The following is a 23,506-nucleotide window of genomic DNA, read 5'->3' as shown; positions in this document are numbered from 1 at the left end:
ACCGGCGGGACCGGGACGCGGACCGCCCGGACCCGGACGCGGACCGCCCTCACGGCGCGGCTCGCGGGGCCCGCGGTCGCCACGGTCCTCACGCGGACCGCGGTCGGGCCGGTCACCGCGGTGACCGGCGTGCTCGCCCCGCTGACCGCCGTGCTCGCCCCGGTCGGGACGGTCACCACGGTCGGGACGGTCGCCGGGACGCGCGGGCCGCTGGCCCATGCCACTGGCGTTGGAAGAGAACGGGTTGTTACCCGGACGCGGGCCACGGGGACCCGGCTTGGGCCCGCCGGACCCACCCGGACGCTGACCCTCACGACCGCCGCCGGCCGCGGGGCCGGGGGCCGGACGCGGACCGGGAGCCGGTCGGGGACCCGGCTTCGGGCCGGGACCGGGACGCGGACCGGAAGGCGCGGACTGGCCGGCGCTGGGGCCGCCACTCGCCGCGGGCGCACTCGGAGTCGCCGGACGGGGCGTCTCGGGGCGCGGAGCCTGGGCGGGCTGAGCCGCGGGACGCGGGGCGGCCTCGCTCTGGGGAGCGGGCTGCTGCGGCGCCGGATGCGGCATGGGAACGGGACGCGGCGCAGGCCGCGGACCCGGCTTGGGAATCGGCCGGTTGCCGAAATCGGTGGGTGTTGCCGACGCCGGAGCGCCGTTGCCGGCCTGGTCGTTGCCGACCGGCCGGGGTGCCGGCCGTGGGGCCGGACGGGGGGATTTGCCCCCCTTGGAGTCGCCCTTACCGAACGCCTCCGTCAGTTTGCGGACAACCGGCGCCTCAATCGTTGAAGACGCCGATCGAACGAACTCGCCCATCTCGGTGAGCTTGGCCATGACGACCTTGCTCTCAACACCGAACTCCTTGGCGAGCTCGTATACCCGGACCTTCGCCACTGCACTCCCTAACTCGGCCCGGGAGGCTGTGCCGCCGGACCGTCGCTACCTGGACGTACTCATTGCCGCGTGCTCATCAGGCGCTCATAGCAATCTGACTCCGCCCATCAACTCGGCGTCCTACGAAACAGTTGGTAACCATTCACCCGGCGGCTTTCCTCGTCAAGTCCTCCAAGTAGGCCCGCAAGCGCGTCTGATCGAGCGTTCCCTCCGCGCGGAAAGCGCGGGTGAACGCCCGGCGACGATCTGCGAGCTGCAGGCAGGTCAGGGAGGGGTGCAGCGAAGCACCGCGTCCCGAGAGCCGTTTCTGCAGGTCAGGGATGATCACATCCCCGGCCACCACCAGTCGGAGTAGCTCGGACTTGGCCGTGCGAACCCGGCAGCCCACGCACGTTCTCAGCGGGGCGGCCTGGTCACCGTATTCCAGCTTACCTTGCCGACGCATCTGCGGGATCGGCCGGTGCCTCATGAGTATCCGGCTTGATGTCGATGCGCCACCCGGTCAGCCGCGCGGCCAGCCGGGCGTTCTGCCCTTCTTTCCCGATCGCCAGCGACAGCTGGTAGTCGGGGACGGTCACCCGGGCGACCCGGCCGTCGGCGTCGACGACCTCGACTCGGGAAACCCGCGCCGGCGACAGCGCATTCCCGACGAAGTCGGCCGGATCCTCCGACCAGTCGATGATGTCGATCTTCTCGCCGTGGAGCTCGGTCATCACGTTGCGCACCCGGGAGCCCATCGGGCCGATGCAGGCGCCCTTGGCGTTGACGCCGGGCTTGCGGGAGCGGACCGCGATCTTGGTGCGGTGGCCGGCCTCGCGGGCGATGGCGGCGATCTCGACGGTGCCGTCGGCGATCTCCGGGACCTCCAGCGCGAACAGCTTCTTCACCAGGTTCGGGTGGGTGCGGCTCAGGGTCACCGAAGGGCCCTTGTTGCCCTTCTTCACCTGGACCACGTAGCAGCGGATGCGCTCCCCGTGGACGTACTCCTCCCCGGGGACCTGCTCGTTGTGCGGCAGGATGGCCTCGATCTTGCCGAGGTCGACCAGCACGACGCGGGGATCCTTGCCCTGCTGGATCACGCCCGCCACCAGCTCGCCCTCGCGGCTCGCGAACTCCCCGAAGTTGATCTCGTCTTCGGCGTCACGGAGCTGCTGCAGGATGACCTGCTTGGCGGTGGTCGCAGCGATGCGGCTGAAGTTGCCCGGGGTGTCGTCGTACTCCCGGAGGATCTCACCGTCTTCGCCGATCTCGGCGGCCAGGATCGACACGTGCCCGGAGACGCGGTCGAGCTGGGCGCGGGCCTTCTGCGCGGCGCCCTCGGTGCGGAAGTAGGCGATCAGCAGCGCGTCCTCGATGGCCTTCACGACCAGGTCGAACGAGATGTCCTTCTCCCGCTCAAGGCTGCGCAGGACGCTCATGTCAATGTCCACAAGGCTCCCCCTCAGCCGTCATCGCCGTCTGCGATGTCTTCTTCATCTTCGTCCTCGTCGTCCAGATGACGGAACTCCACCTGGACCTTGCCCTTTGCCAGATCCGCGTACGCGAAACGGCCGGCGGTCTCGATCTCGACGCCGTCGTCGTCGGCGTCGAGGATCCGGCCCTCGACTCCGGTGCCGTCGGCCAGCGCCGCCTTGACCAGCCTGCCTCGCGCGCGGCGCCAGTGACGCGGCTCGGTCAGCGGGCGGTCGACGCCGGGGGAGGTGACCTCCAGCACGTAGGGACCGCCGCCGAGCGCGTCGGTCGCGTCGAGCCGGTCGGAGACCGAACGGCTGACCTCGGAGACGTCGTCGAGGCTGATGCCGCCGTCACGGTCGACGACCACCCGCACCAGCCGGCGCTTGCCGGCGGGGGTGACCGTCACGTCTTCGAGGTCGAGACCTTCGGCCTCGACGACCGGGGCGAGCAGCGCCACGAGGCGGTCGCGTCGGGCGGATTCGCCCATGGTGACCTCCTTACCAATGGCCATCGGGGGCGTACCTCGCCCAACGTGCCCACAGCCTATCGACAGACCGGCACCGCTCGCCGCGCCCCGCGAACCCGAACCCGCCCGTGTGGCGGGGCGTGCGGAGCCTGGAGCGCTCTAGGCATCCCGAGATCGCGGACCCATCAGTGTCGACGCGAACCTTTCAGTACGGCGCGGGCCGGGTGGAGTGCGGGGCGGCTCTGCGCACCGCTAGAGCAGGACCCGTCAGTGTGGCGCGGGTGGTGTGTGGGGCGGCGCTACGCATCGCGAGGGCGCCGCCCGTCAGTGCGGCGCGGGCCGGGGGAGCCTGGAGCGGCCCTGCGCACCGCTAGAGCGCGGCCCGTCAGTGTGGCGCGGGTCGGGGAAAGTCTGGAGCGCTCTACCATGGGCGGGTGCCTGTGGGAGAGTCCGGTATGAACCTGTCCCGGCGTGCCCTTCTGGGTGCCGGGGCCGGCCTGGTGCTGGTGGGTTGCGCGAAGGGTCAGGAGGCCGCGTCACCGGCGGCTTCGCCCTCCCCCGATCCACATGCGGCGCTGCTGGCCGGGCTCATCGGCGGCAAGGAGAAGCTGGTCGCGCTCTACCAGCAGGCCGCCCTGTCCGACGCGAAGCTGGCGCCCGTGCTGCAGCCGTTCCAGCAGCGCCATCTGGCCCACCTGGCGGCCCTTCGCAGGCATCTGACCGAACCCGGTTCCCCCGCCGCGACCCCGACCCCCGTGGTCAACCCGGAGGTGACCGTGGAAGCGCTGAAAGAGGCCGAGCGTGCCGCAGCGGCCGCGCGGCCCGAGCAGGCGGCCGCAGCCAAGCCCGTCGTGGCCCAGCTGGTGGCCAGCATGGGGGCCTGTGAGGCCGTCCACGCGCAGGCTCTCGGGCGGCTGAAGTGAGCGCCTCCGTCGCGCTCTCGAAGGCGCTGGCCGCCGAGCACGCCGCCGTATACGCCTACGGCGTCATCGGCGCCAAGACGACCGGCGCGCTCAGGGTCCGCGCCACGACCGGGTTCGACGCCCACCGGGCCCGCCGCGACCAGCTGCGCACCCTGATGCGGCGCCGGGGCGAGACCCCGGCCGAGCCGGGCACCTACCAGCTGCCCTTCGAGGTGGCCACGGCCGCCCAGGCCGCCCGGCTGGCGGCCTATATCGAGGAACGGGTCTGCGCGGCCTACGTGGAGCTGTCGGCCGACACCGATCCGGGGCTGCGGCGGCTGGCGGTGCTGGCGACGCAGGAGGCCGCGGTACGCGGCTTCGGCTGGCAGCCGCAGATCTCCGCCTTCCCGGGCATGCCGGGCCTGGACCACGCCGTCTCCACCCCCGCCGTGACCCAGCCGACGCCCATGCGGCCGAACTCGGGTGAGCCCGTCGTGCCGCAGCAGCCCCAGGAGCCGGCCACGCTCCCGGCCCCCGAAGCGGGCCCGACGCCCTAGGCCTGCGCCGGGCCACAGCCCCTACCACAGCGGCGAAACGGGCACCGCCGGAGCACCCAGATTCGGGACGGTTCCCGTTTATTCCCGATTTCTCGGGTAGTTCAGGACGTCATGAGTTGGGGCTTCCGAAAAACGATCAAGATCGGTCCGTTCAGGATCAACTTCTCGCGCGGCGGAGTCGGCCACAGCGTCGGCAAGGGTGGCGTGCGTTACACGAAGCGCGCCGACGGTGGAAAGCAGGTCAGCGTCGACCTGCCCGGTGGATTCTCCTGGCGGCGGTCGCTGAGACGCCGCTAGATCGGATAGCTCCCCCTCCGCTCAGGCGGAGGGGGCGTGAGCGGGCGGTTCGTCACACTCCCCCCATAGTGACGAGCCGCCCCTCGCTGTGTCTGACGGCCGCGCCTCCGGCGCGGCGGGCGTGGCCGCCCTCAGTCCGCGCCTTCCCTCGTCACTCCGGCTCGCTCCGCTCACCTGCGCTCCTCAGTCCAGGCACGGACGCGGCCACGCCGATCAACGGCCGCGCCGCTAGGCGCAGGCTTCGAGGACCTTCTGGACGGCCTCGGCGAGGGGGATCTCGGATCGGTCGCCCGAGGCGCGGTCGCGGAGTTCGACGACGCCGTTCGCGATGCCCCGGCCGACGATCAGGACGGTCGGGAGGCCGAGCAGTTCGCTGTCCTTGAACTTGACGCCCGGGGAGACCTGGGCGCGGTCGTCGAGGAGGACGCGCAGGCCCTTGGCCTCGAGTTCTTCGGCGATCTGGGTGGCGATCTCGATCTGGTTCTCCTTGCCGGTGCCGACGATGTGGACGTCGGCGGGCGCGACCTCGCGGGGCCAGGCCAGGCCGAGGGCGTCGTGGCGCTGTTCGGCCATCACGGCCACGGCGCGGGAGACGCCGACGCCGTAGGAGCCCATGGTGATCCGGATCGGCTTGCCGTCGGGGCCGAGGGCGTCGAGACCGGCGGCGTCGGCGTACTTGCGGCCGAGCTGGAAGATGTGGCCGATCTCGATGCCGCGGTCGATCGACAGGTCGCTGCCGCAGACCGGGCAGGCGTCGCCGGCGCGGATCTCGGCCGCCTCGATGGTGCCGTCGGCGACGAAGTCGCGGCCCGCGACCACGTGGGCGGCGTGCTTGCCGGGCTCGTTGGCGCCGGTCACCCACTCGCTGCCGTCGACCACGCGGGGGTCGACGAGGTAGCGGATGCCGAGCTCCTTGAGGACCTGCGGGCCGATGTAGCCGCGCACCAGGCCGGGGTGCCTGGCGAAGTCGCCCGCCTCGAAGATGGCCGGCTCGCCGGGGGCCAGCGCGGCCTCCAGGCGCTTGAAGTCGACCTCGCGGTCGCCGGGCACGCCGATGACCAGGGTCTCGGGCTCCTTCACGCCGGGCGTGACGACCTTGACGACCACGTTCTTGAGGGTGTCGGCCCCGGTGATGTTCAGGCCGTGGTGCTCGTTCATGTAGGCGACGAGCGTGTCGATCGTGGGGGTGTCGGGGGTGTCGAGAACCTTCAGGGCCTCGCGTTCACCGGTGAACGCCGCGGGGGCCGGGGTCGTCACGGCCTCGGCGTTGGCGGCATAGCCGCAGGTGCGGCAGGCCACGAAGGTGTCTTCGCCGGTGGGGGCGGGGGCGAGGAACTCCTCGGAGGCCGAGCCGCCCATGGCGCCGGAGGTCGCGAAGCAGATCTTCACGTCGATGCCGAGGCGCTCGAAGATCCGGATGTACGCCGCCCGGTGGTTCTCGTAGCTGCGCTTGAGGCCCTCGTCGTCGAGGTCGAAGGAGTAGGAGTCCTTCATCACGAACTCGCGGCCGCGCAGGATGCCGGCGCGGGGACGGGCCTCGTCGCGGTATTTGGTCTGGATCTGGTAGAGCGTGACCGGATAGTCCTTGTAGGAGGAGTATTCGCCCTTCACCATGTCGGTGAACATCTCCTCGTGGGTGGGCCCGAGGAGGTAGTCGTTGCCCTTGCGGTCCTTCAGCCGGAACAGCGTGTCGCCGTATTCGGTCCAGCGGCCGGTGGCCTCGTAGAAGTCGCGGGGCAGCAGGGCGGGGAAGAGCACCTCCTGGCCGCCCATGGCGTTCATCTCCTCGCGCACGACCTTGGCGACGTTCTCCAGGACGATCTTGCCCAGGGGCAGCCAGGAGTAGATGCCGGGGGCGACGCGGCGGACGTAACCGGCCCTGACCAGGAGCTTGTGGCTCGGGACTTCGGCGTCCGCCGGATCCTCACGCAGGGTGCGCAGGAACAGGGTCGACATCCGCAGAAGCACGGCTACTCCTCGATAGGGCTGCTGTAGTCGTCAAAGGCTACCGAGAATCACAGCGATTGAAGCACCAACCCGTACCCGACGGTGTAAGCGAGTCCGAGCACGGCGCCCAGGAGGCGGTCGGCGAGGCGGCGGCGGAACAGCAGCAGGAAGCCCATTCCGAGGATGGCCGACGCGGCCAGGGCGTAGGGCCACTCCTCCGTCAGGGCCAGCATCTCCTCGGCGGCCACCGACAGCAGCAGGCCCGAGGCGAGGCCGTAGCAGACGCCGCCGACCCGGTCGCACCGGGTCGCGCCGTAGCTCAGCGGGCCCAGCATGGTGATGATGGTCAGGCCCGCGACCAGGCCGCCGGGCGCGGAGCCGAGGCCGGCGAAGGGGGCGTCGTGGAGGATCGCCGAGCCGGCCGTGATCTGGCCGACCAGCGCCCCGAACGCGGCCATCGAGCTGTTGAGCAGCGCCCAGCCGAACCCGGCCGCGCCGGCTCCGACGATCACGGCCAGTGCCATGATCACGTACGGGTCGTAGACGGCCATGAACCAGTAGGGGGCGCGGCCCGAGAGCCCGGCCCCGACGAAACCCACCACCGCCCCGCCGAGCAGCGCCGCCAGCAGATACCACTGGCTGCGCCGATCCCGCCGGTCAAGTGCGATGAATTCCAATTCAGGGCCCAGCGGGCCGTGTCTGCTCCTACTGAAAGCCCAGACCATCGATTCCCCCGAGCGATGTCCGCGTACAGCACTTTCAGTCTATAAGCGGACAAAAAGGATCACCCGCCCAGGAGTTCCTCCCACGGCTGGCGCGATCCCGTGCGCCGGGCCGGGTCGAGGGCCTCCGACAGGCGCCACACGCCGGGGCGGGCCCGCATCCGGTCGAGGCCGAGCGGGTCGATGGCCCGCAGGTCGAAGCTGACGCCCATCACGTCGAGGCGGGCGCACAGCGGGGTCACGGGGGCGAGCGGGCCGACCAGCGGGCCGGGGAAGCCGGGCTCGCGGACCCGCTCGATGAGCAGGTCGGCGACCTCGGTGGCGAAGGGGCCCTCGCGCCACTCGATCTCCCAGCCGTCGGTCCCGGGCCACCAGCCCAGGTCGCGGCAGGTCTCCATCATCTCGGGCTCGGTGGCGAAGGCCGCCATCACGCGGCCGAACGCCTCGTAGCGCCGCGCGCCGATCTCGTCGCGGTGGAATCTCATGTCGGGGAGCGTTTCATCTCCCGTGCCATCCGCACCCGGATTTACGCCGGTGCGCCGTCGCCGTTTCCCCGCTCCGCCCACGAGGTCCAACTGTGATCGCGGAACAGATGTGGCGCAACCCCCAATATCGCACTGGCTAGCGGGCCCCGGATGGGTAAAGAATCCGGAGAGCGGCTTCTTTGCAAGGAGGCATCCCCGTGGCGCTGCGTGTCGCTGTGGTGGGCTCCGGCCCGGCCGGGATCTACACCGCCGAAGCTCTGACCAAGCAGTCCCCCGGCCCCGTCGAGGTCGACGTCCTGGAGCGCCTGCCCACGCCCTACGGGCTGGTCCGATACGGGGTGGCGCCCGACCACACCTCGATCAAGTCGATCGCGACCTACCTGCGCCGGGTCCTGGAGGCCCCGGGGGTGCGGTTCCTCGGCGGCGTCGAACTCGGCCTCGACCTCTCCGTCGACGACCTGCTGACCTGCTACGACGCGGTGGTCTACTGCACCGGGGCGATGGTCGACCGCAGGATGGGCGTACCAGGGGAGGATCTGCCCGGGAGCGTGGCGGCCACCGACTTCGTGAACTGGTACTGCGGCCACCCCGACGCCCCCGACTTCACCCTCGACGCCGAAGACGTGGTGGTGATCGGGGTCGGCAACGTCGCGGTCGACGTGGTCCGGATCCTGGCCAAGACCGCCGACGAGCTGCGCTCCACCGACGTGCCCCACAACGTGCTGACCGCGCTGGCCGAGTCGAAGGTCAAGCGGGTCCACATGGTGGGCCGGCGGGGCGCCCAGCACGCCAAGTTCACCCTCAAGGAGCTGCGCGAGCTCGGCGACCTGCTGAACGCCGACATCCTGACCTTCCCCGACGAGGTGGCCTGCGCCGACCTGACCGAGCTGACCCGCCAGATCAGGGGCAACGTCGACGTGCTCCAGTCGTGGTCGTCGCGGGTGCCGGAGAACCGGCCGCGCCGCCTGGAGGTCCGCTTCTGGCTGCGGCCCGTCGAGATCCTCGGCGTCTCCCACGTCGAGGGGGTACGCCTGGAGCGCACCCGCCTCGACGGCAGGCGCGTCGTGGGGACGGGCGAGTTCGAGACGATCCCCGCCGACATGGTGCTGCGCTCGGTCGGCTATCAGAGCGTGGCCCTGCCGAGCGTGCCGTTCTCCGAGGAGACCATGACGGTGCCCAACGTGGCCGGGAAGGTCCGCGACCGCGAGTTCGTGGCGGGCTGGCTGAAGCGGGGGCCGACCGGGGTGATCGGCACCAACAAGTCCGACGCGGCCGAGACCGTCCGCACCCTGCTGGCCGCGGTGACCGAGAGCCCCCGGGAGGTCCGGGTCGACGACCTGCTGCGGGAGCGCGGCGTACGGCCGGTCACCTATCCCGACTGGCTGGCGATCGAGCAGGCCGAAGAGAAGCTGGCCCGCACCCTCGACCGGGGCGAACGGGTCAAGCTCGTGGGGCGGGCGGCCATGCTGGAGGCGATCGGCCGGGGTTAGGGTCGGTTCGTGGAGATCAACGTCGCGGGCTTCGACAACGTCCACCGGACCCAGCAGGCGCGTTTCCCCGTGCGGGAGATCGCCTGGCAGCCGGTCCACACCGTCTACGTACCGGCCAATCTGCTGACCGCCTCGACGGTCTCCGACTGGGGCGCCGAGGCGGCCGGCCTGCTCGGGCTGACCACCCCCGCCGAGTTCGCCGGCCTGTTCGGCGGCGACGTCCACGACCGGGTGGCGCGGACGCTGGCCCGTGAGCCGATCCAGGACCTGCGGATCGACTTCGAAGACGGCTACACCGGCGCCGACGAGGACGCCGACATGATCCGGGCCGCCGAGGCGGTGGCCGCCATGCCGGTTCTCCCCCGGCGGTGGGGCCTGCGGGTGAAGTCGTTCGCCGACGGCGACCCCGGGCGGTCGCTGCGCACCCTGCGCGGGTTCCTGGAGCGGGTCGTCGAGCTCAAGGGCGGTCTCCCGGACGGCTTCGTGATCACCTTCCCCAAGGTGCTGATGGAGTCCTACCTCGGGATGTTCGCCCGCTCGCTGGCCGAGCTCGAACACGACCTGAACCTGCCGACGCTCGGCTTCGAGATGCAGGTCGAGGCGCCGCAGACGATCCTGTTCCTCCAGCGCTCCCCCGACCTGGTGGCCAATCTGCGCGGGCGGCTGAAGGCGGCCCACTTCGGCGTCTTCGACTACACCGCCGCCTGCGGCCTGCCGCCCCACGAGCAGCGACTCGACCACCCGGCCTGCGACCACGCCCGCCACGTCATGCAGACGGTGCTCCACCCCGAGGGCGTCGAGCTCTCCGACGGCTCGCTGGCCGCCGCGCCCGCCTCCGCGTCGAAGGCCGACGTGCTGGCCCTGTGGCGGCGGCACGCCGAGACGGTCCGCCACTCGCTGGCCCACGGCTACTACCAGGGCTGGGACATGCACCCGTCGCACCTGGTCAGCCGCTTCGCCGTGGTCTACGCCCACCACCTGGCGACCTACGACGCCTACCGGGCCAGGGTCGAGGCCTGGCAGGCCAGCCGCCAGGAGGGCGGGGTGCTCGACGAGCCCGCCACGATCAAGACCCTCGTCGCCGCCCTGCGCCGGGCCGATCTCGCATTGGGACTTGACAGCCGGTCGACAGGAAACCTATAACTCTAGTTGTAGGTTCTCTCTCTGACAGGAGACAGGTTGACGGGGGCCAGTGTGGTCTCCCGGATCTTCGGAGGTGATGCGCGATGTTGCTGACGTCGATCGACCCGTTCGTGCAGGAGTTCGAGCGGCAGTTCAATCAGCTGACCCGGCAGTTCACGAAGGACGAGACCAGCGCCGTCATGCCGATGGACGGCATCCGCCGCGCCGACGACGTGGTCCTCCGCTTCGACCTTCCCGGCATCGACCCGGGCTCGGTCGAGGTCACCGTCGACCGGGGCGTGCTGACCGTCTCGGCCCGCCGCTCGGAGGAGTACGCCGAGGGTGAGCGCGTGTTCGTGCGGGAACGGGTCATGGGAACCTTCACCCGGCGGGTCTACCTGTCGGAACACCTCGACGCGGAGGCCATCGAGGCCGCCTACGACAACGGCGTCCTCGCCGTCCGCATCCCGGTCCTGGAGAAGGCCAAGCCGCGCAGGATCGTCATCCAGACCGGCGGCGACGGCCACCGGGCCATCGACGGCTGAACAGGAAAGGGGGCGGATGAGCGCCGAACTGCCGGGGGCCTACCCGGTCGGCCTTTCGGCCATGGACGACGAGTTCGCCCCCATGTTCAGCGTGGGCCAGGTCGCCTCGATGCTGGAGGTGCAGCAGGCGTTCCTGCGCCGCATCGACCAGCAGCAGGTGGTCTCGCCCCAGCGCTCGGCCGGCGGCCAGCGCCGCTACAGCCGTCACGACATCGGTCAGATCCGGCAGGTGGTCGTCCTGATGGGCGAGGGCATGACCCTGGCGGCCATCCGCCGGATCATCGAACTCGAATTCGAGGTCATCCGGCTCCGTCGCGAGCGCGACGAGCTCCGGGCCCGCCTGCGCCGGTTAGGCGTCGAGTAGCGCGCGCCAGCGGGCCACCCGCCGGGGGTCGACCGACGACAGCCACGACTCGCGGGCCGCGCTGCCGATGTGGAAGGCCTTGATCCCGTAGTCGAGCAGCACCGGCACGTGGTCGAACGACAGCCCTCCCCCGGCCATGATCAGCGCCGCGTCGCCGGCCTCGGCCCGCGTGCGCAGCACCGGCAGCCCCTCGCCCACCCCGCGCGGGGAGCCGGACGTCAGGATCGTGGCCAGGTTGGGCAACAGCCGCACGGCCCGCCAGCTCGCCTGGACGTCGGCCGCGTGGTCGACCGCACGGTGGAAGGTCCACGGCAGCGGCGCGGCCGCGTGGATCAGCGCCTCGGTGGCCGCCAGGTCGACGGCCCCCTCGGCGGTGAGAAAGCCGAAGACGAAACCGGCGGCGCCGGCCTCGGCCATCTCACGCACCTGGGTGCGCAGCCGGGCCAGTTCCTCGTCGCCCGCCGTGAAACCGGCGTCGAGCCGTACCATCACCATCTGCGGCAACGTGCACTTCTCGGCGATCGCGGCGACCGTCTCCGCCGGCGGGGTGAGCCCGCCGGCGGACATGTCGGCCACGACCTCCAGGCGATCCGCGCCGCCCTCTTCTGCGGCCACGGCGTCGCGCACGTCGAGCGCGATGACTTCAAGCAACGGTCCGGTCATGGGGGAACAGTAGCGGGTCCCATCGCGCCTCTTCAGTGGGTCAGCAGGACCTTTCCGGCCGCGGTGAGGTCGCGCACCTTGACCTCGGTCCGGCCCCCGCGCAGTCCCGCCGGCCGCTCGAACAACGCCCCCGACGCGCGGTGCGGGAGGTCGACCGTGCGGACGTGCCGGAAGCGCTGCCCCAGGTAGTAGCCCTGCAGGCGGTCGTTCTCCTTGGAGCAGTCGAGCCGTACGTGCCGCCGCCCCGCCGCCAGGGCCCGCAGTCCGGCCCAGTCGAGCAGCACCTCTCCGAGACCCCGGCCCGAGTGGGCCCGGTGCACCGCGAGCTTGTGGACGTAGAACGCCGTTTCCGGACGGTCGGCCGGTGTCCAGAACTCGGCGTCGGCGTGGTCGTCCAGGGCCATCACGGCGGCCGTTTCGTCACCGACGGTCAGGACGTAGAGAACTCCCTCCTCGACGAGCGGGGCGATGCGCGCGGCCGGGAATCCGCCGCTCGGCCACTGGCGGACGCCCAGCCCGTTGAGCCACCGCGCCGCGTCCGCGAGAAGAGTGAGCACGTCGGGGAGGTCGGTGGCGTCCGCCCGGCGGAGCACAAGTTCTGCGGAGAGGTTGAGGGTGTCGATGCGCATGGGGGATCCCTTCGTTGCTACGGGTTTACGTGTGATTACTGAGAGTGACCAATTAGGTGCGCACGGCGTCCGTCGCCCCTAAAGCACGACCTGATTGGACGAAATGGGGAGCTGACAGCCCGCGCGTCTATCAGGCAGATTCACGACGCGGGCCACGGCCGGCCTCCGGCCGTCCGCGTCTCGCTAACGGCCTCGCGCGAGAAGGCAGGCCTGATACCTGCGGTGGCGGCGTTTGACGCACAGGCTGGCGCCACCCCGAGCGCGGCCCGGGGGGCGCTCGCGGCGCGACCACAGGTGAGGCGGTCCTAGAGGGACGGCCTGAGTTCGGTCAATGACGTTCCAGCTCGTACCTGATCAGATGCTTGTCGGCGGGGAGCACCGACACGGCGACCCGGACCGGTGCTTCGTCAGGGTCGTACCCAACACGGACATAGACGACAACTGGTGTACCGGGTTCTAGCTGTAGACGTGTCGATTCATCCGGAGTTGGCATACGTGCCGAAATATCGTCGACAAAGCGCACCTGAGGGTGCCCCAGCTCCTCGAGAACCCGGTTGGCCCCGCGGGTGATGTTGCCGGGGCGCACGATCTCGGAGTCGGCGACCAGCTTGAGCGGGTAGTAGGAGTCGTTCGTGTTGTACGGCTGGCCGTCCACGTAGCGCAGCCGCCGGCGCACCACCGTGAGGGCGTCGTCCTCGACGAGTTCGAGGCGGGTGGCGACGTCGTGGGGCGGCTGCACGATCTGCACTTCTATGTTCTGCTCGGCCACCCGCCCCTCGGAGGTGACGGCGTGCACGAAGGCGTCGAAGCGCGGCAGGTCACCGCCGAGGGGTAACAGCTCGTCCTGCGGGCGCATCAGCAGAGGCCGGCGTTCCCGGACGAAGGTGCCGCGCCGGCGCATGCGGAGGATGAGGCCCTCGTTCTCCAGCTCACCCAGGGCCAGGCGGACCGTGTTGCGGCTGACCTGATGGCCGTCCATGAGCTCGGTCTCGGTGGGGATCTGATCACCCGGGCGGAACTCACCCGAGTAGATGGCCTTCCGGAGTTCGGCGGCCACCTGCTGGTAGAGCGACGATCGTGCCATCTTTCCTCAATCCACCCTTTTGTGCCAACAAATCTAGACGATCTCGGTCTAACTTGGAACAACCACTTGACCCCACGGCGTGAGCGCCGCATTATCCAAACGTTGGTACAAATCCATCCAATGGGGGTGGGCCGGTGTTGGCGGTCCGTTCGGGTAGGCCTTACCTGCCCTGGCGCGATCCCTGTGAGGCGACGCGACTCCTGAGGTACGCGCTGCATCGTCAGGGCTTCACCCACACCTACCAGAGCAACGGAAATGGGATGTCCGTTCTGTCGGTATCGGCCGATCTAACCGTTTGGTGCAAGCACGGGTCGTTCGTCTGGAATGAGGATGGTCGCGAGATGACGCATCCGTCCGACGACCCGGTGGGCGCGGCCCGGTTGATCCAGCGCCACTACCGCGCACCGCTCGAAGAAGACGACGGTGCCCCAGTGACTCCGCGCGATTAGCGGCGCCTACGACCCCATCCCTCGCCGGGGTCGTCGGCATCCTCGCCGCGCCGCGCGGAGCGGTGCGTGTCCTGGCGGGTCCCCCACGCCCGCCAGGACACGCCACCGTTAATCCCCCGTTGACCGCCCCGACCGGCGAAGGTCCCTCCTGACCTGCCGGGACCGTTCCAAGACGGTATTTCGGCCGACGCGACATTGTCATTCGGCTGTGTCAGAAGTTCACATACTTAACTTCTCTACAGAAGTTCTCGCTAGCTATAGTTCACGCTGCGATAACGCCACCCTTCCGCGCATGTCATGAAACTTCATGACGCTTGGCACGTACCAATCCGCGATCACCAGGCACAAGCCGTGGGGGACGAGTGGCGATTGTTCCGGATTATCACTTACGTGTGGTGCGATTTCTCCTGGTGGGTGGTTTCTGCTTCGGAGTCCAGTACCTCGCGATGACCGCAATGGCATCGGCCGGCGTCCCGTGGACCCCCGCCGATGCCATCGGTTTTCTGCTGTCAGCCCAGCTCAACTTCGTGTTGAGCTCGAAGTTCACCTGGGGGGACCGCCGTTTCCCGCTGACCGTCAAGAGGTGGTCGAGCTACAACGGCACCGCACTCCTGTCGCTCGCCGTCAACACGGGCGTTTTCGCCCTCATACACCCATATCTGCCGACTCTCATTTCAGCTGCGATCGGTGTCCTCATCGGCACGATTGTCACCTATCTCATATGTGACAAGTTCGTATTCGCCACCCGTGAGAAGGCCCGAGAGAAGGCCGAGGCCCTCGCGTGACCCTCGAGATACCCAGCGCGCCGCCCCGAGCCGCGCGTTTATACACCGAAGGCGTGACCGTCGTCATGCCGGCGTTCAACGAAGAGGAGAACCTGGCGGCAACGGTTGAGGACTTCCTCACCACGCTGGCCGGCATGGAGCACCGGATCGTCGTCGTCAACGACGGCTCCCCCGACGGGACCGGGCGGGTGCTCGACGATCTCGCCGAGCGTCACCCCGGCCGGGTCATCGCGGTGCACCACCAGGTCAACCAGGGGTACGGCGGTGCGGTCCGCACCGGCATCGCGGCCGCCCTCGACCAGACCGACATGCGGCGCATCCTCCTCACCGACTCCGACGGCCAGTTCAGGGCCGAAGACCTGCTGACCTTCCTCCAGGTGCAGCGCGACGAGCGCGCCGACGGAGTGATCGGCTACCGCAAGCACCGCGCCGACCCGTTCATGCGCAAGGTCAACGCGTGGATCTGGACCCAGCTGAACCGGGTGCTGCTGCGCACCCGCAGCCGTGACGTCGACTGCGCCTACAAGCTGCTCGACCGCAAGCTCCTGGACGACCTGACGCTGACCGGCGAAGCCGCCGCGATCTCGCCGGAGCTGCTCGCCAAGATCGGCGCGGGCTACACGCGCATCGTCGAACACCCGGTCAGCCACTACCCGCGCCAGCACGGCCACCAGACCGGCGCGTCGATCAGGGTCATCCTGCGTTCGCTCACCAGCCTCGCCGGCGTCTACCGCGACCTGGTCAGGGACGGCCTCAAGTGGCGCCGCACCCGCCGGGCCCTCACCCCCGACGACCCACTGCTCGCGGTGGTGACCGGCCTGGCCGCCGTCCTCTCCGTCGTGGCGGCGATCTATTACTTCAACCAGGGCGTCGTCCTCAGCTATAAGGACGCGGTCTCGCACGTCCTGATCGCGGCGCGCGTGGTCGACAGCCCGACCGCCGGCGTCGCCCAGCTCGGCGGGGTGTGGCTGCCGTTGCCGCACGTCCTGGCGGTGCCGTTCGTGTGGATCGAGTGGTTCTACACGACCGGCATGGCCTCCAGCATCGTCTCGATGGTCTCGTTCGTCATCACCGTGCGGTACCTGTACAAGATCGCCGACGGCATGGCGGGCACCCGCTGGGCCGGCGTCGCGGCGGCCGCGGTGTTCGCGCTGAACACCAACGCGCTCTACCTGCAGGCCACTCCGATGACCGAGTCGCTGCTGTTCGCCTGCATCGCGGGCGCGGTCTACCACCTGCAGGAGTGGTGCCGGACCGGTCGCTACGGCCAGATCGCCCTCTCCTCGATGTGGACCGTTCTCGCGACGCTGACCAGGTACGAGGGCTGGGTCCTCTGCCTCGCGGTCACCTGCGTCGTGGGCTACACCGCGCTGCGCCGGTGGCGCGGCTACACCCACATCGAGGCGAACCTGATCTTCTTCTCGGTGATCGCCTACAGCGGCATCGCGGCCTGGTGCGGCTGGAACTGGATCATCTTCGGCAACCCGCTCTACTGGCAGGTCGGCGAGTACGCCAAGCCGTCTCTGTGGGTCACCGACGGCGACCAGACCGTCGGCGACATCGTCGTCTCGGCCCAGACCTACCTGATCGCGATGGCCGACGACATCGGCTACGTGACGCTGGGCCTCGCGGCGCTGGGCGTGATCCTCTACTTCGCCCGTCACCGCATCCACGCGGCCACGCTGGCGCCGTACGCCCTGCTCGGGTTCCTGCCGTTCTACATCTTCACCCTGTACGCCGGGCAGCGCCCGCTGCACGTCACCGAGATCCACGGCGACCTCTACAACGTGCGGTTCGGCATGGTGATGGCGCTGGGCGCGGCGGTGTTCGCCGGGTTCCTGGTGGCGTACGTCAAGCAGGCGCGGCCGTTCGTGGCGGTCGCGGTGGCCGCCACGGTGCTGGCGGTGCCGGGCACCAAGACCCTGGAAGAGCCGGTGGCCTACCTCGACTCCCCCGGCGGCCGGATCGACGTCGGCTCGGCCACCTGGCTGAAGGAGAACTACGACGGCGGCCGGGTGCTCATGCAGAACTTCGGCAACGAGCTCGTCACCTTCCAGTCGCAGCTGCCCCTCGGGGAGATCATCTACGAGGGCTCGTTCCGGATGTGGGAACCGGCGCTCGAAGACCCCCTCAAGAGCAAGGTCCGCTGGATCTACATGCGCTCGTCGCAGGGCGCGGAGGACGGCGTCTACAAGTCGCTGCACAACACCCCGGTCCTCAACGAGAACTACCAGCTCCTCTACCAGGACGCCGACCGACTGATCTACCGCGCCATCCGAACGGAGACCGTGCGATGAGTACCACCGCCGTCATTCCCGACGAACTGAGCGCGCGCCGGCTGCTCAGCCGGGGCCAGGCGGTCACCGGCACGCTGGTGCTCGCCCTGCTGGTCGGGGCGCTGACGCTGCACGTCTTCACCGGCTGGGGCCCCGGTCCCATCTGGTACGGCCAGGCCGCCGTCGCGATCGTCACCGCGATCTACGTCGCCGTCATCGCCTTCAAGCTGGCCATGGTGTTCGGCGCGTGGGGCTCGCCGGTGCTCCGCTTCGAGCCCTCCGACATCGACACCATCCCCCGCGAGATGCTGCCCCTCTACACCGTCCTGGTGCCGCTGCACCGGGAGGCGGAGGTGCTGCCGTTCCTGCTCAAGCGGCTGTCCCAGATGGACTACCCGCCGGAGAAGCTGCAGATCCTGCTGCTGATCGAGGAGGACGACGACGCCACCCGGGGCGCCCTGGCCACCATCGACCTGCTGCCGCAGTTCGAGGTCGTGATCATCCCCCACTCCAACCCGAAGACGAAGCCGAAGGCGTGCAACGTCGGGCTGGAGAAGGCGCGCGGCGAGTTCTGCGTCATCTACGACGCCGAAGACCGGCCCGACCCCGACCAGCTCCGCAAGTCGGTGCTGGCGTTCCGGCTGCTGGCCGACCGCGTGGTGTGCGTCCAGGCCGAACTGCAGTACTGGAACCCGTGGACGAACTGGCTCACCCAGTGCTTCGCGGCCGAGTACGCCACCAACTTCTCGCTGTCGCTGCGCGGCCTCGACCGGCACCGCCTGGCCATCCCCCTGGGCGGCACCTCCAACCACTTCCGCACCGACGCGCTGCGCGCGCTGGGCGGCTGGGACGCCTACAACGTCACCGAGGACGCCGACCTCGGCATCCGCATCGCCCGGCGCGGCTGGGACGTGCGCATGATGGTGTCGGTCACCGAGGAGGAGGCCAACAGCCACCTGGGCAACTGGGTGCGGCAGCGGTCGCGGTGGATCAAGGGCTACATCCAGACGTGGCTGGTGCACACCCGCCACCCGGTCAAGCTCTGGCGTGAGCTCGGCACCCGCCGCTTCATCGCCTTCCACCTGACGCTCGGGTTCTCCACGTTCACCACCCTGGTCAACCCGTTCTTCTGGGTGATGACGCTCATCTACGTCTTCACCGGCACGCAGTACATCGAGGCGCTGTTCCCGGCCGTGGTGCTCTACCTCGGCGTCCTGACGATGATCCTCGGCAACTTCCTGATGATGTACTGCCTGATGACCGGCTGCATGGAGCGGGGGCTCCACCGCGCCGTCCGGGCGATGCTCACCGTGCCTCTCTACTGGGGCCTGATGAGCGTCGCGGCCTACAAGGCCTTCTTCCAGCTCCTGCGCCCCTCTCGGCGGCACTACTGGGAGCTCACCGAGCACGGTCTGGTCGACCACGCCTCGGCCCACGAGGAAGAGACCGCCGAGCGGCCCGCCACGGCGCCCTTACCTGCCCTCACCGACTAGGTACCACATGCGCACCCTCACCGCCTTACTCGTCCTGGCCGCCGTCATCCTGTTCCCCGCCCCGGCCGCGTACGCCGCCCCGCCGGTGGAGTTCGACAAGACCCTCATCGCCGAGGGCCTCGACATGCCGACCGCCTTCCGGTTCACGCCGGACGGCCGGATCGTCATCGGCGAGAAGAACGGCGCCATCCGCCTCATCAAGAACGGCGCGCTGCAGACCGCGCCGATGATCACCCTGCCGACGGCCAACGCCGACGAGCGCGGCCTGCTCGGGCTCGAACTCGACCCCGACTTCGCCACGAACGGCTACCTCTACGTGGCCTACACCCGCAGCGACAACTTCAACCGGATGAGCCGGTTCACCGTGGTCGGAGACACCATCTCCCCGGCCTCCGAGCTGGTGCTCGTCCAGTCGAACCAGCAGTCGAACGTGTTCCACCACGGCGGCGAGCTGCGGTTCGGCGCAGACGGCAAGCTCTACTGGTCGCTGGGGATGAACACCTACAACCCCAACTCGCAGAACCTCGGCACCCCGCACGGCAAGATCCTGCGCGTCAACAAGGACGGCTCGATCCCGCCGGACAACCCGTTCGCCACCACACCGGGCGCCGAGCGGGCCATCTGGGCGTACGGCCTGCGCAACCCCTTCCGGTGGGACTTCGTGCCCGGCGGCCCCAACGCCGGGAAGATCCTCACCGGCGACGTGGGCGGCTCGGAGTGGGAGGAGATCAACCTCGTCGAGAAGGGCGCCAACTACGGCTGGCCCCTCGCGGAGGGCTTCTGCGCCGGATGCGGCTACGCCAACCCGGTCTACACCTACCCGCACACCGCTCCCCCGGCCGCGGCCGGGTCGGTGACCTCGCTGGAGATCTACACCGGCGGCACGTTCCCGGACGAGTACGACAACGCGGTCTTCTTCGGCGACTACACGCTCGGGTTCATCAAGTACCTGAAGATGGACGAGGAGTTCAAGAGCGTCATCTCGGTCAACGACTTCGACCTGAACGCCGGCACGCCGGTGCAGATCTCGACCGGTCCCGACGGGAACCTCTACCAGCTCAACATCTACCCGGGCGCGTTCTACAAGATCGCCCCCTCGGGCGGCAACCGCGCGCCGGTGGCCGAGGCGGCGGCCACGCCCTCCGACGGCCTCGGGCCGCTGGAGGTGCACTTCTCGTCTCTCGGGTCGGGCGACCCCGACGAGGGCGACGACGTGACGTACCTGTGGGACTTCAAGGACGGCACGACCTCGACCGAGGCGAGCCCGACGCACACGTACACGACCAACGGCACCTACGACGTCACGCTGACCGTGAGCGACGGCGCGAAGTCCACGCAGGCGGCGGTGCAGGTCACCGTCGGCAACCGCAGGCCGACGGGCACGATCACGGCGCCGATCTCCCTGGCGACGTACGACGCCGGCGACACCATCACCTATTCGGCCACCGGCACCGACCCCGAGGACGGCGCCCTGCCGGCCTCGGCGTTCTCGTGGTCGGTGATCTTCCACCACGCCGACCACGTGCACCCGTTCCTCGGGCCGGTCAACGGCGTGCGCGGCGGCACGTTCACGATCCCGCGCGTCGCCGACAACGTGGCCACGACGTGGTATCGCGTGCAGCTCACGGTGACCGACGCGGGCGGGCTGCGGCACACGTCGTTCGTCGACGTGAAACCCAACCTGGTCGAGCTGACCTTCACCTCCGATCCCCTCGGGCCGACGTACACGGTCGACGGCGTGCCGTTCACCGGGACCAAGGTGGAGCAGGCGGTCGTGGGGGTCGAGCGGGTGCTGAGCGCCCCGGCGACCCAATTCTGGAACGGCAAGCAGTACGCCTGGCAGGGCTGGTCGGACGAGGGCGAGCTCACCCACACGATCGTCACCCCCGGCGAGGACGCCACCTACGCGGCCGACTTCCTGGAGCTGACCCAGCCCCCGGCCCCGTGGGCCAGCGCCGACATCGGCCCGCGCACCGTCGCCGGGACGACCTACTACGACGCCGGATCGTTCACGATCAAGGGCGGCGGCAACGACGTCTGGGACCAGACCGACGAGTTCCGGTACGTCTTCCAGCCGCTCCAGGGCGACGGCACCGTCATCGCCAAGCTCACCGAGCAGACCAGCACCCACCCGTGGGCCAAGGCCGGCGTCATGATCAAGGAGTCGGCCACCCCGATGGCGAAGTACGCCGCCGTGGCGCTGACCCCCGAGAACGGGATGCACTTCCAGTACGACTTCCAGGGCGACGGCGGCGGCTATCCGTCGCTGGGCGGCTGGATGAAGCTGACCCGGACCGGCGACGTCTTCACCGCCTACCGCTCCGCGGACGGCGTCGTGTGGACGGCCATCGGCACCACCACGCTCCCCATGGCCGCCCAGGCGACCATCGGCCTGTGGGTCAGCTCCCACGACATGACCGCCCTGAGCGAGGCGGTCTTCGAGAACGTCCAGGTCACGCAGGGCTCCACGGTGGGCCCGGTGCCCGCGCCGTGGAACCGGGCCGACGTCGACGGGGCGACCCCGGCGGGCTCGGCCACCTACGACACGGCGACCGGGACGTACACGGTCAACGGCGGCGGCACCGACGTGTGGGCCGACACCGAGGAGCACTCGTTCCTTAACCGCCCGCTGACCGGCGACGGCTCGATCACCGCGCGCGTCACCTCGCAGTCGGAGACCGCGCCGTGGGCCAAGGCGGGCCTCATGATCAAGGGCCCGGCGTCGTACGCGGACCTGTTCGTCACCCCCGAGAACGGCATGCACTTCCAGACCTCCGACCCGTCGTCGGTGGTCGGCGGCCCGTTCACCTTCCCCGACGCGTGGGCCCGCCTCACCCGCGAGGGCGACGTGATCAAGGCCTTCCGCTCGCCCGACGGGGAGAACTGGACCCTGGTCGGCCAGCACACCCTGCCCGGCCTGCCGGAAACGGTGTCGGCGGGCATGTTCGTCACCGCCCACCGCGACGGCACCGTCCTCGGCACGGCGACGTTCGACCACGTGACGTTCGAGTCGGCCGACGACAACGGCCTCCCGGCGCTGTGGACGGGCGGCGACGTGGGCGACCCGGTGCTGCCGGGGTCGTCGGGCGAACTCGGCGGCCTGTTCAGCATCACGGCCGGCGGGGACGACGTGTGGGGCACGACCGACCAGATGCACTTCGTCCGCCGCTCGCTCACCGGCGACGGCACCATCGTCGCCCGGCTGAACTCCCTGACCCGGGCCGAGGCGTGGACGAAGGCCGGCGTCATGTTCAAGGAGACCTCCGTCTCCGGCTCCCCGTACGCCGCCCTGCTGCTGAGCGCCGACCACGGCGTCCACCTGCAGACGACCGGGGAACACGACGTGACCGGGTCGGACCTGGAGACGCCCGACGTGTGGCTGAAGCTGGTCCGCGCCGGCAACACCTTCACCGCCTTCGACTCCGACGACGGCGTGACGTGGACCCGCATCGGCGCCCGCACGGTGACGATGGCGGCCGCGGCCCAGGTCGGCCTGTTCGCCGTCTCCCACGACGGCAGCCAGACGACCACGGCGACGTTCTCGGACGTGACCGTCACCCCGGCCAACACGACGGGCCTGCCGAGCGGCTGGAACTCGGTCGACGTCGGCGCCCCCGCCCTGGCCGGCACCGCCAGCGTCAACGGCCGGACCTTCACGATCTCCGGCGCGGGCGGCGACGTGTGGGGCACGGCCGACCAGATGCACTACGTCTACCGCGACCTCCCGGCGAACGGCACGATCGTGGCCCGCGTGATCAGCCAGGAGAACACCGACGAATGGGCGAAGTCGGGCCTGATGATCAAATCCGCGGCGACGGCGCTGTCGCCGTACTCGGGGGTGTTCCTGACCCCGGCGAACGGCATCCACCAACAGGCGAACTTCAACTCCGACGTGGACGGAGGAGCCGCCACGGCACCCGTGTGGCTGCGGGTGTCCCGGGTGGGGTCGACGGTGACCACCTACCGGTCGGCGAACGGCGAAGACTGGACGGCGATCGGCACGGCGACCATCGCCGGGGCGGCGACGATCGGGCTCTTCGTCTGCTCCCATGAGGCGGGACAGCTCAACACGACGGTCTTCGACCAGGTACTGGTGAGCTGAACCGCTTGTCATATAACCGGGCGTCTCCCCTCGCGGGGAGGCGCCCGGTTCCTTTCCACGCCGGGTCGGCGGCGCGGGAACACGGCGCTGACCTGCGGGAGGCGGGGGTGCCGCGGCTGGTGCAGGCCGGGTCGGTGGGCGTGTACGGCGAGGGCCGCTACTCCTGCCCGTCCCACGGCGTGGTCCACCCCGGGCCCCGCGACGTCGCCGACCTGGCGGCGGGCCGGTTCGAGCCGCGCTGTCCGTGGTGCGGGGACGAGGTGCGGGCCGGACTGACCGGGAGGACTCCCCCACCCGGCCGCTGGGCGTGTACGCCGCCACGAAGCTGACCCGGGAGCACCTGGCCACCTCGTGGGCCCGCGCCACCGGCGGAACCGCGATCACGCTGCGCTACCACGACGTTTACGGGCCGGGCATGCGGCCCGACCGCCTTTCCCGGGTGCCGGAGGACGGCCGTCAGCGGCGCGACTTCGTGCACGTGCGGGATGTGGCGGCGGCCAACCTGCGGGCGCTGGACGCCATCGCGGGCCGGCCCGGGAGGGGCCATTCGACGTACAACACCGGAAGCGGTGAACCCCGGACGGTGGGCGAGATGGCGACCGCGCCGGCGAACGCGTCCGGCGGGCCGACGCCGGTCGTGACCGGCGAATACCGGCTGGGTGACGTGCGGCACCTCACGGCCGACTCGGCCCGGTTGCGGCGGGAGCTCGGCTGGGCGCGCTGTGCACCCGCGTTCCTCCTGGATCATCCGGCCTTCGGCTTCGTGCGGGTGTGACAGAACTCTT

General features: G+C 70.0%; 23 protein-coding genes and 1 pseudogene. 13 read left to right on the top strand and 11 right to left on the bottom strand.

Annotated features, from left to right (window positions below):
- From FDA94_RS41200 to rimP, 5 genes and pseudogenes are all read right to left on the bottom strand, one after another.
- Positions 1 to 224 (bottom strand): hypothetical protein (locus FDA94_RS41200; RefSeq protein WP_281286638.1); only part of this gene is annotated, 224 nt, incomplete at its 3' end.
- Positions 225 to 747: 523 nt separating this feature from the next.
- Positions 748 to 888, bottom strand: a pseudogene (locus FDA94_RS41195) (translation initiation factor IF-2 N-terminal domain-containing protein); the annotation flags it as partial.
- A 142-nt stretch (positions 889 to 1,030) separates the two neighbouring features.
- A complete protein-coding gene (locus FDA94_RS27905) occupies positions 1,031 to 1,333 on the bottom strand; it encodes a YlxR family protein (RefSeq protein WP_137250042.1) in 303 nt (100 codons plus the stop codon).
- Positions 1,317 to 2,306: a transcription termination factor NusA gene (gene nusA / locus FDA94_RS27900; protein WP_197038487.1), complete on the bottom strand. Its 990-nt coding sequence runs from the start codon at positions 2,304 to 2,306 to the stop codon at positions 1,317 to 1,319. The genes FDA94_RS27905 and nusA overlap by 17 nt, the downstream gene beginning before the upstream one ends.
- A 23-nt stretch (positions 2,307 to 2,329) precedes the next feature.
- Positions 2,330 to 2,830, bottom strand: a complete 501-nt coding sequence (gene rimP, locus FDA94_RS27895) for a ribosome maturation factor RimP (RefSeq protein ID WP_137250041.1) — start codon at positions 2,828 to 2,830, stop codon at positions 2,330 to 2,332.
- Between the two features lie 434 nt (positions 2,831 to 3,264).
- On the opposite strand from rimP, the gene FDA94_RS27890 reads away from it, so the two are divergent.
- The 3 genes from FDA94_RS27890 (at position 3,265) to FDA94_RS27880 (ending at position 4,565) form a co-directional block, all read left to right on the top strand.
- The gene (locus FDA94_RS27890; protein WP_137250040.1) at positions 3,265 to 3,732 is read left to right on the top strand and encodes a hypothetical protein; all 468 of its coding nucleotides are present in this window, start codon (positions 3,265 to 3,267) and stop codon (positions 3,730 to 3,732) included.
- Complete coding sequence (locus FDA94_RS27885; RefSeq protein ID WP_137250039.1) at positions 3,729 to 4,268, top strand: ferritin-like domain-containing protein; 540 nt, start codon at positions 3,729 to 3,731, stop codon at positions 4,266 to 4,268. Before FDA94_RS27890 ends, FDA94_RS27885 begins: the two co-directional genes overlap by 4 nt.
- A 111-nt stretch (positions 4,269 to 4,379) precedes the next feature.
- Positions 4,380 to 4,565: a DUF4236 domain-containing protein gene (locus FDA94_RS27880; protein WP_030450894.1), complete on the top strand. Its 186-nt coding sequence runs from the start codon at positions 4,380 to 4,382 to the stop codon at positions 4,563 to 4,565.
- 228 nt (positions 4,566 to 4,793) lie between these two features.
- On the opposite strand, the gene FDA94_RS27875 is transcribed toward FDA94_RS27880, so the two are convergent.
- The 3 genes from FDA94_RS27875 to FDA94_RS27865 all read right to left on the bottom strand — a co-directional run bounded on the left by FDA94_RS27875 (position 4,794) and on the right by FDA94_RS27865 (position 7,719).
- Complete coding sequence (locus FDA94_RS27875) at positions 4,794 to 6,533, bottom strand: proline--tRNA ligase (protein ID WP_170991153.1); 1,740 nt, start codon at positions 6,531 to 6,533, stop codon at positions 4,794 to 4,796.
- Positions 6,534 to 6,580: 47 nt separating this feature from the next.
- The gene (locus tag FDA94_RS27870; protein ID WP_137250038.1) at positions 6,581 to 7,189 is read right to left on the bottom strand and encodes a hypothetical protein; all 609 of its coding nucleotides are present in this window, start codon (positions 7,187 to 7,189) and stop codon (positions 6,581 to 6,583) included.
- A gap of 107 nt (positions 7,190 to 7,296) precedes the next feature.
- Positions 7,297 to 7,719: a hypothetical protein gene (locus tag FDA94_RS27865; RefSeq protein WP_232327323.1), complete on the bottom strand. Its 423-nt coding sequence runs from the start codon at positions 7,717 to 7,719 to the stop codon at positions 7,297 to 7,299.
- A 197-nt stretch (positions 7,720 to 7,916) separates the two neighbouring features.
- Between FDA94_RS27865 and FDA94_RS27860 the strand changes: the two genes are divergently transcribed.
- From FDA94_RS27860 to FDA94_RS27845, 4 genes are all read left to right on the top strand, one after another.
- A complete protein-coding gene (locus tag FDA94_RS27860) occupies positions 7,917 to 9,209 on the top strand; it encodes an FAD-dependent oxidoreductase (RefSeq protein WP_137250037.1) in 1,293 nt (430 codons plus the stop codon).
- A 9-nt stretch (positions 9,210 to 9,218) separates the two neighbouring features.
- Positions 9,219 to 10,352, top strand: coding sequence for a DUF6986 family protein (locus FDA94_RS27855; RefSeq protein WP_137250036.1), 1,134 nt, complete (start codon positions 9,219 to 9,221; stop codon positions 10,350 to 10,352).
- 83 nt (positions 10,353 to 10,435) lie between these two features.
- Complete coding sequence (locus FDA94_RS27850; protein WP_137250035.1) at positions 10,436 to 10,876, top strand: Hsp20/alpha crystallin family protein; 441 nt, start codon at positions 10,436 to 10,438, stop codon at positions 10,874 to 10,876.
- A gap of 16 nt (positions 10,877 to 10,892) precedes the next feature.
- The gene (locus FDA94_RS27845; protein WP_246060197.1) at positions 10,893 to 11,240 is read left to right on the top strand and encodes a MerR family transcriptional regulator; all 348 of its coding nucleotides are present in this window, start codon (positions 10,893 to 10,895) and stop codon (positions 11,238 to 11,240) included.
- Here FDA94_RS27845 and FDA94_RS27840 read toward each other — a convergent pair.
- The 3 genes from FDA94_RS27840 to FDA94_RS27830 form a co-directional block, all read right to left on the bottom strand.
- A complete protein-coding gene (locus FDA94_RS27840; RefSeq protein ID WP_137250034.1) occupies positions 11,226 to 11,903 on the bottom strand; it encodes a copper homeostasis protein CutC in 678 nt (225 codons plus the stop codon). The genes FDA94_RS27845 and FDA94_RS27840 overlap by 15 nt on opposite strands.
- A 32-nt stretch (positions 11,904 to 11,935) precedes the next feature.
- Positions 11,936 to 12,532, bottom strand: a complete 597-nt coding sequence (locus FDA94_RS27835) for a GNAT family N-acetyltransferase (RefSeq protein WP_137250033.1) — start codon at positions 12,530 to 12,532, stop codon at positions 11,936 to 11,938.
- Positions 12,533 to 12,860: 328 nt separating this feature from the next.
- Positions 12,861 to 13,616: a GntR family transcriptional regulator gene (locus FDA94_RS27830; RefSeq protein ID WP_137250032.1), complete on the bottom strand. Its 756-nt coding sequence runs from the start codon at positions 13,614 to 13,616 to the stop codon at positions 12,861 to 12,863.
- 811 nt (positions 13,617 to 14,427) lie between these two features.
- On the opposite strand from FDA94_RS27830, the gene FDA94_RS27825 reads away from it, so the two are divergent.
- The 6 genes from FDA94_RS27825 to FDA94_RS40680 all read left to right on the top strand — a co-directional run bounded on the left by FDA94_RS27825 (position 14,428) and on the right by FDA94_RS40680 (position 23,496).
- On the top strand, positions 14,428 to 14,850 hold the full coding sequence (locus FDA94_RS27825) for a GtrA family protein (protein WP_170991152.1): 423 nt from the start codon (positions 14,428 to 14,430) through the stop codon (positions 14,848 to 14,850).
- Between the two features lie 53 nt (positions 14,851 to 14,903).
- Positions 14,904 to 17,147 carry a glycosyltransferase family 2 protein gene (locus FDA94_RS27820; RefSeq protein WP_212735542.1) on the top strand — a complete coding sequence of 748 codons (2,244 nt, stop codon included), beginning with the start codon at positions 14,904 to 14,906 and terminating at the stop codon, positions 17,145 to 17,147.
- On the top strand, positions 17,144 to 18,619 hold the full coding sequence (locus FDA94_RS27815; protein WP_137250030.1) for a glycosyltransferase: 1,476 nt from the start codon (positions 17,144 to 17,146) through the stop codon (positions 18,617 to 18,619). The genes FDA94_RS27820 and FDA94_RS27815 overlap by 4 nt, the downstream gene beginning before the upstream one ends.
- Positions 18,620 to 18,626: 7 nt before the next feature.
- A complete protein-coding gene (locus FDA94_RS41190; protein WP_137250029.1) occupies positions 18,627 to 22,721 on the top strand; it encodes a PQQ-dependent sugar dehydrogenase in 4,095 nt (1,364 codons plus the stop codon).
- A 107-nt stretch (positions 22,722 to 22,828) separates the two neighbouring features.
- Positions 22,829 to 23,050 (top strand): hypothetical protein, encoded by a 222-nt coding sequence (locus tag FDA94_RS40685; protein ID WP_246060196.1) that lies wholly within the window; start codon positions 22,829 to 22,831, stop codon positions 23,048 to 23,050.
- The gene (locus tag FDA94_RS40680) at positions 23,029 to 23,496 is read left to right on the top strand and encodes an NAD-dependent epimerase/dehydratase family protein (RefSeq protein ID WP_246060195.1); all 468 of its coding nucleotides are present in this window, start codon (positions 23,029 to 23,031) and stop codon (positions 23,494 to 23,496) included. The genes FDA94_RS40685 and FDA94_RS40680 overlap by 22 nt, the downstream gene beginning before the upstream one ends.
- Positions 23,497 to 23,506: the final 10 nt, after the last annotated feature.

This window comes from Herbidospora galbida (genome assembly GCF_005233835.1).
GTDB lineage: Bacteria > Actinomycetota > Actinomycetes > Streptosporangiales > Streptosporangiaceae > Herbidospora > Herbidospora galbida.
The sequence above is the reverse complement of the archived record's forward strand: the minus strand, read 5'-3'. Positions and strand labels throughout refer to the sequence as shown.